Annotated in this window: 4 protein-coding genes; 1 reads left to right on the plus strand and 3 read right to left on the minus strand. The window is 63.6% G+C overall.

The window, feature by feature from the left end:
* Positions 1-734 precede the first annotated feature (734 nt).
* Positions 735-2,804: a M23 family metallopeptidase gene (locus WA702_RS19915; protein WP_425112259.1), complete on the plus strand. Its 2,070-nt coding sequence runs from the start codon at positions 735-737 to the stop codon at positions 2,802-2,804.
* Positions 2,805-2,911: 107 nt separating this feature from the next.
* On the opposite strand, the gene WA702_RS19920 is transcribed toward WA702_RS19915, so the two are convergent.
* From WA702_RS19920 to WA702_RS19930, 3 genes are all read right to left on the minus strand, one after another.
* Positions 2,912-3,721, minus strand: coding sequence for a DUF2182 domain-containing protein (locus tag WA702_RS19920; RefSeq protein WP_425112260.1), 810 nt, complete (start codon positions 3,719-3,721; stop codon positions 2,912-2,914).
* Between the two features lie 272 nt (positions 3,722-3,993).
* Entirely contained in the window at positions 3,994-4,620 is a 627-nt protein-coding gene (locus WA702_RS19925; protein WP_425112261.1) for a DUF1326 domain-containing protein, read from the minus strand.
* Positions 4,621-4,843: 223 nt separating this feature from the next.
* Positions 4,844-5,990 (minus strand): AAA family ATPase (locus tag WA702_RS19930; RefSeq protein ID WP_425112262.1); only part of this gene is annotated, 1,147 nt, incomplete at its 5' end.

A 5,990-nucleotide genomic window follows, 5' to 3' on the forward strand; every position in this document is an offset into this window, starting at 1 on the left:
TCGACCGTCGAAGTCTTCTCGTCCGATCCCGGATCGTCAAAAGCTCGCGCCTTCAGCCAACCCGAGACCCGCAAGGACCTCGCCGTCCACGTTTCTCTTTCTTCATCTTCACTTGTCAAACAGCCTGGGACCGAAGCCCCGCTCTCACTTAATGAGAGTTCGCTCAACCTTCTCCGACGGCAATGTGCAACCGGGTTTTACCGGTTGTGCACCACTCATCATAAAGTGAGGAGCAACACCGGCGCGAATGCTTGCCTCGGTCAGTTCCGAAGCAGCGCCGCGCTCAGTGGTGGTGCTTATATGGGGGTCCAATTCGGGTGTCAACGGTCAATGTCAACAAATCGTCGCATCGAATCATTTTTCTGCGGCGCACCATGGCCGCCCCTCTACACCGTAGTTTTTTGGAGACGACGTGCCGCACTTGAGCCACAATCCTGCGACGATTTGCTAATAGGTAACCATTGTGAATCGCCGGACACCTGCGGGGACCACACCGGTTGTTCATTTCCTGACGGAAACGGCGATCCCATCGCCTGATCCTGCTGCCTAAGACCGCTATCGAGAGATCCTGATCAACGTCACGGTTCGCGGCTCAGCCGATTCAATCGGCTTTCGGTGCGAACCGCATGCGGCATGCCATCATCCTGAACCTTTCTTGGGTAGACTGGTGCTCGCAAGGCGACGTTCGATTCGAGAAGACTTCGATATCGGCTTATGAATTTGGGGGACTCGGGTTGAATCATCGGACGTCACGCGGGGCTTATGGGCGCGAGGTCGGGATCATCGATCTCGGCCACGAGCCACCGCTATCCGTCGATGGCTCCGAGGCCGCGGTGATCGATCGCCGCCGCGTTTCCGTACAATGGTTCAGCGGCACGATTCTCACCGGCCTGTGCGGCGCAGCCCTGATCGGCGGCGCCGTTTTCGCTTCTCTCGATGGCGAGCTGACGTTCGCGCGCATGCCGGAGCGCGTCGAAAGCGCTCTGCGCGGTGCATTCAGCGCCAATGATCGCGTCGCGACCTTGCACAAGAGCGACCGGCTGCCGCCACCGAACGAGGCGACCGCCGCGCGCAACCTGGTCCGCATTTCCACCGTGACGCGGGTCGGCTCCCGCGACGTGGTCCGGGTGCGCCCGTTCGTGCACATCTCCGGCAATCTGGCGATGGCGACCAGCGATCTGTCAGCGAAGATTCCGCCGTTCAACGCGCAGCGCCTGCTCGCCGATAGCGACCCCGCCGCGCCCGCCACGGCCGAAGATCCGAACAATCCAGACGCCGTGGAGCCCGATGCCGAGGTATCCTTCGTCACCAAGGATCTCGGCGCCGTGCTGCCCAAGGCGAAGCTCGCCGCCTCGATCGGACTCGACGAGATCGTGTTGCGGGTCCGCGACGCCGCCAACTGGCGCGGCAGTGGCACCGGCGTGCGCTACGCGGCGCTGGCCCGTGCCGCAGCCGACGTCAGTAGTGCCCAGACCCCCGACCTGAAGCTCGCCTATGCCGCCGAGGGCAGCACTCCGGCCGATCCCTACGCCGGTTTCGAGACGCGAGTGGTTCCGGAGAACGTCACGCTGTTGCCGAAGACCAAGGAGCAGATCACCGGCGGCAATCCGGTCGCTGAACGCGTCCACTTGGTGAAGAAGGGCGACAGCGTCACCTCGGTGCTGCGTGAACAGGGCGCCACACCGGATGAAGCCAAGGCGATCGCAGCTCAGCTCGGTCCACGCGGCCGCGACGGCGGCCTGAAGGAAGGCGAGAAGCTGCGCATCCTGATGGCGCCGGCAACCACGGCGCCGGGCGCCCGGTTGCAGCCGTTCCGCGTCATCGTCGCCAACGACACCACGGTGGAAGCGGTCGCGGCACTGTCCGATCTCGGCAGATATGTCGCCGTCGACGTGCAGAGCATGAACACGGTCACCGACACCGCCGAGAATACCAACGACGAGGACGACGACGGCAGCGGTGTGCGGCTCTACCAGAGCATTTACGAGACCGCGCTGCGCAACAAGGTGCCGACCCCGGTCATCGACGACATGATCCGGATCTACTCCTACGACGTCGACTTCCAGCGCAAGGTACAGCCCGGCGATTCCTTCGACGTCTTCTATGCCGGCGACGACGAGACCAGCACTAACGCCAACAACGACAAGAACGACGTGCTGTACGCCGCGCTCACGCTGGGCGGCGAGACCAAGAAATACTACAAATTCCAGACTCCCGACGACAGCGTCGTCGACTACTACGACGAGGCCGGCAAGAGCGCGAAGAAGTTCCTGGTGCGCAAGCCGGTCAACAACGCCATCATGCGTTCCGGCTTCGGCGGCCGCCGCCATCCGATCCTCGGCTACGTCAAGATGCATACCGGCGTCGACTGGGCCACGGCCTACGGCACGCCCATTTTCGCCTCCGGCAACGGCGTAATCGAGAAGGCCGGGCTCGAAGGCGGCTACGGCAAATATATCCGCATCCAGCACAACAACGGCTACGAGACCGCTTACGGCCACATGTCGGCGTTCGCCAAGGGCATCGAGCCGGGCAAGCGGGTGCGGCAAGGCCAGGTGATCGGCTTCGTCGGTTCGACCGGCCAGTCGACCGGCCCGCACGTGCACTACGAGATCCTGGTCAACGGCCGCTTCGTCGATCCCTTGCGCGTGAAACTGCCGCGCGGCCGCTCGCTGGAAGGCCCGATGATGGCCAATTTCGAGAAAGAGCGCGACCGGATCGACGCGATGATGACCGGCCGCAACGGCGCGGGCGCCCGCCTCTCCGAGGCCAGTCCGATGCAGATGCAGGCGACCAGCCGGTAAGCCGGCGAAGCCCTTCGCTGCTCACCCCAGACGCGCAGCGGACCTGCCCGCTCTGCTCGATCGATAACCTCGAGCCCGATGTCAATTCGACTTAATCCCGTCGCGCTTTAAAGCATCATCCGGATCCCCGCGGCGACACAGGCAATCCCTGCAGCGCGCGCGACCCACCGCCCCCATGGCGCGAGTTTCTCGAGAAGCACAAGCAGCGCCAGGAGCGCGATCCAGAGCACGTTCATCACGCCAACCACGAACAGAAGCGCCATCAGGACCCAGCAGCAGCCGACGCAATAGGCTCCGTGGCGCAGCCCCAGCCAGACGCATCCCGCCACATCGCCGCGAAAGCCGCCGTGGCGCATCAGGAAGCCGAGCGGCGTCTGGCATTGGGCGAGGCAGATGTCCTTGAGCGACGTCCACTGGTAGACGCCCGCCGCGACCAGCACGACCGCTCCCAGCATGCTGCTGTCGCTTGTCATGCGAGGATCCAGCAGGGCCTCACGTTCGAGCAGCCATTGGACCAGCGTTGCCAGAAAGGAAAAGCCGATCCAAGCCAGGATGTAACCGGCAGCGAACCAGCCGGTCGCGGCGAGCGGCTTGCCTGCAATGCTTCCCTGTCGGCCGACGCGGGCGTACATGAGGAGCATCGGTGCTGCCGAGGGCGCCATCATGCCGACCATCATCACCGCCCACATCAGGAACACATAGGCGAACTCGACCGCTCGCCATGGCTCGCTGGCCGGCAACATGATTCCAATTCCAGCCGGGATCATGCGGAACCCATCCATGTCCATGCCGCCCATGTCCATGTCGGCGGCAAGCCACAGCACATAGGCCCACGCAAGCACGACGATCGCGCCGAGCGCGCCCGCAACGATCAGGCGATCCCGCCGCAGCATCGTTTCCAGGGTGCTGTCGATCATTTGCTGCGAACTCACCGGCCCGGCCGAGCCGCGGAAGACATGACCAGAACTTCAAATCCGCCGCACTACGACCGTTTCCAAAGTCATGGCTCTATACGTAGGTCACGCTGTCATCGTCCGCGAAGGCGGACGATCCAGTGCGCCGTGACGTTTCGGTACGATCTCTTCTGCCGCGGAGTACTGGATGCTCCGCCTGCGCGGAGCATGACACCGTCAAAGACGGGGAGAACTCAACCCATCCGCTGACACCCGATTTTCAAGGAAACGCTCGACTAGTTCGACCAACTGATGGACGCGTAGAGGCCGTTCTTGCCGGAATTATCCCAGCGCATGTCGTGATCATTGTACGTGTTGCCGGCGGCTCCGACGGCCATCGCCATCCTGTCCGGGCTGACCGGATGGCCGATGTTCGCCCACATCTCCCCACTGGGGTGCATGGTCGGCAGCGGATCGACCGACATATGCAGGATGTCGGGGATCTCCGCGGAGCGCGTCTTGCCGTCGATCCGGAATGTGATCGGGACCTTGCGCACGCCCAGATTCGTGCTGATCAGCGGTGTGAAAGCAGCCATGGGTCCGCCGGCCGCGCCGGTGAAGATCGCACCCAGGGCCTCGGTCTGTTTGTCGTCGGCGCGCTGATCGATATAGGCGGCTATCGACCAGTTTCCCTCTGCCATCACCCCAGGCGCGTGGAGCATGACCGCGACGTTGAGGCCGTCGAGTGCGACGCCGCCATAGCGGCCGTTATCGATGTGGAAAAGCAGCGGCACGTTGCAGAAGCCTTCCGTCGGCTGCGACGTCAGCGGGGCGGCCGCCGACATGAGGCACGGACATAAGACATTGCAGTTGCAGTTCTCGAAATAGTCACCGGAAAGGTGCCATTGGACCTGGTCCGCCATCGCTCTCTCCCTGCTGGTCGGAAACGGCCGCTTGCTCTTGAATGAGCCAATTGCGCAGCGATCGTACATCGTTCCGGGGCGGGCCGAAAGCCGATTCTGCTATGTCAAGTTGATTGCTCCGGAGAGGAGAGGAGCGTTTGCTGCAAATGGAAACGGCCCTCGTTGCTGGAAGCAGCGAGGGCCGTTTCGTTGACAGGATGGCCTGGCGAGGCTCGGACGAAGATCAGTTCAACTTGCGCTTCGGGATCGGCGTCTCGAACTGCGCGATCTCGGCGGTGCGATGTGCCTTGCCATTGAAGGTCAACACGTTGCCTTCGCTCGAGATCGCGACCGTGTCGCCGTCCCGCACCTCGCCCGCCAAGATCATTTCGGCGAGAGGATCCTGCACGCTGCGCTGGATCACCCGCTTGAGCGGCCGTGCGCCATAGGCTGGATCCCAGCCCTTGTCGGCGAGCCAGTCGCGCGCCGCCGCATCCAGCGTGAGCGTGATCTTGCGATCCTCGAGCAACTTCAACAGTCGGCCGAACTGGATCTCGACGATGCGGCCCATCTCGCTCTTCTGCAAGCGATGGAACAGGATGATCTCGTCGACCCGGTTCAGGAACTCGGGGCGGAAATGCGCCCGCACCGTGCCCATCACCAGCTCCCGCACCGCAGACGTGTCCTCGCCCTCCGGCTGATTGACCAGGAATTCGGAGCCGAGATTGCTGGTCATGATGATCAGTGTGTTGCGGAAGTCGACGGTGCGGCCCTGGCCATCGGTCAGGCGGCCGTCGTCGAGCACCTGCAGCAGCACGTTGAAGACGTCGGGATGCGCCTTCTCGATTTCGTCGAACAGCACGACCTGATAAGGACGCCGCCGCACGGCTTCGGTGAGCGCGCCGCCCTCGTCATAGCCGACATAGCCGGGAGGCGCGCCGATCAGCCGCGACACCGAATGCTTCTCCATGAACTCCGACATGTCGAGCCGGACCATCGCGGTCTCGTCGTTGAACAGGAACTCGGCGAGCGCCTTGGTCAGCTCGGTCTTGCCGACGCCGGTGGGCCCCAAGAACATGAACGAGCCCATCGGCCGGTTCGGGTCCTGCAGGCCGGCACGCGAGCGCCGCACGGCGGTCGCGACCGCATGCACGGCTTCGGCCTGGCCGACGACGCGCCGACCCAGGCCCTCCTCCATCTTGAGCAGCTTGTCCTTCTCGCCCTCCAGCATCTTGTCGACGGGCACGCCGGTCCAGCGCGAGACCACCTGCGCGATGTGGTTGGCGGTGACCGCCTCCTCCATCATCTCGCCGGCATTCTCCCTGGCCTCGATATCAGCCAAACGCTTCTCGAGCTCGGGGATGCGGCCATAGGCCAGCTCGCCCGCCTTC

Origin of the sequence: Bradyrhizobium sp. (assembly GCF_049798375.1) — a bacterium.
Lineage (GTDB): Bacteria > Pseudomonadota > Alphaproteobacteria > Rhizobiales > Xanthobacteraceae > Bradyrhizobium.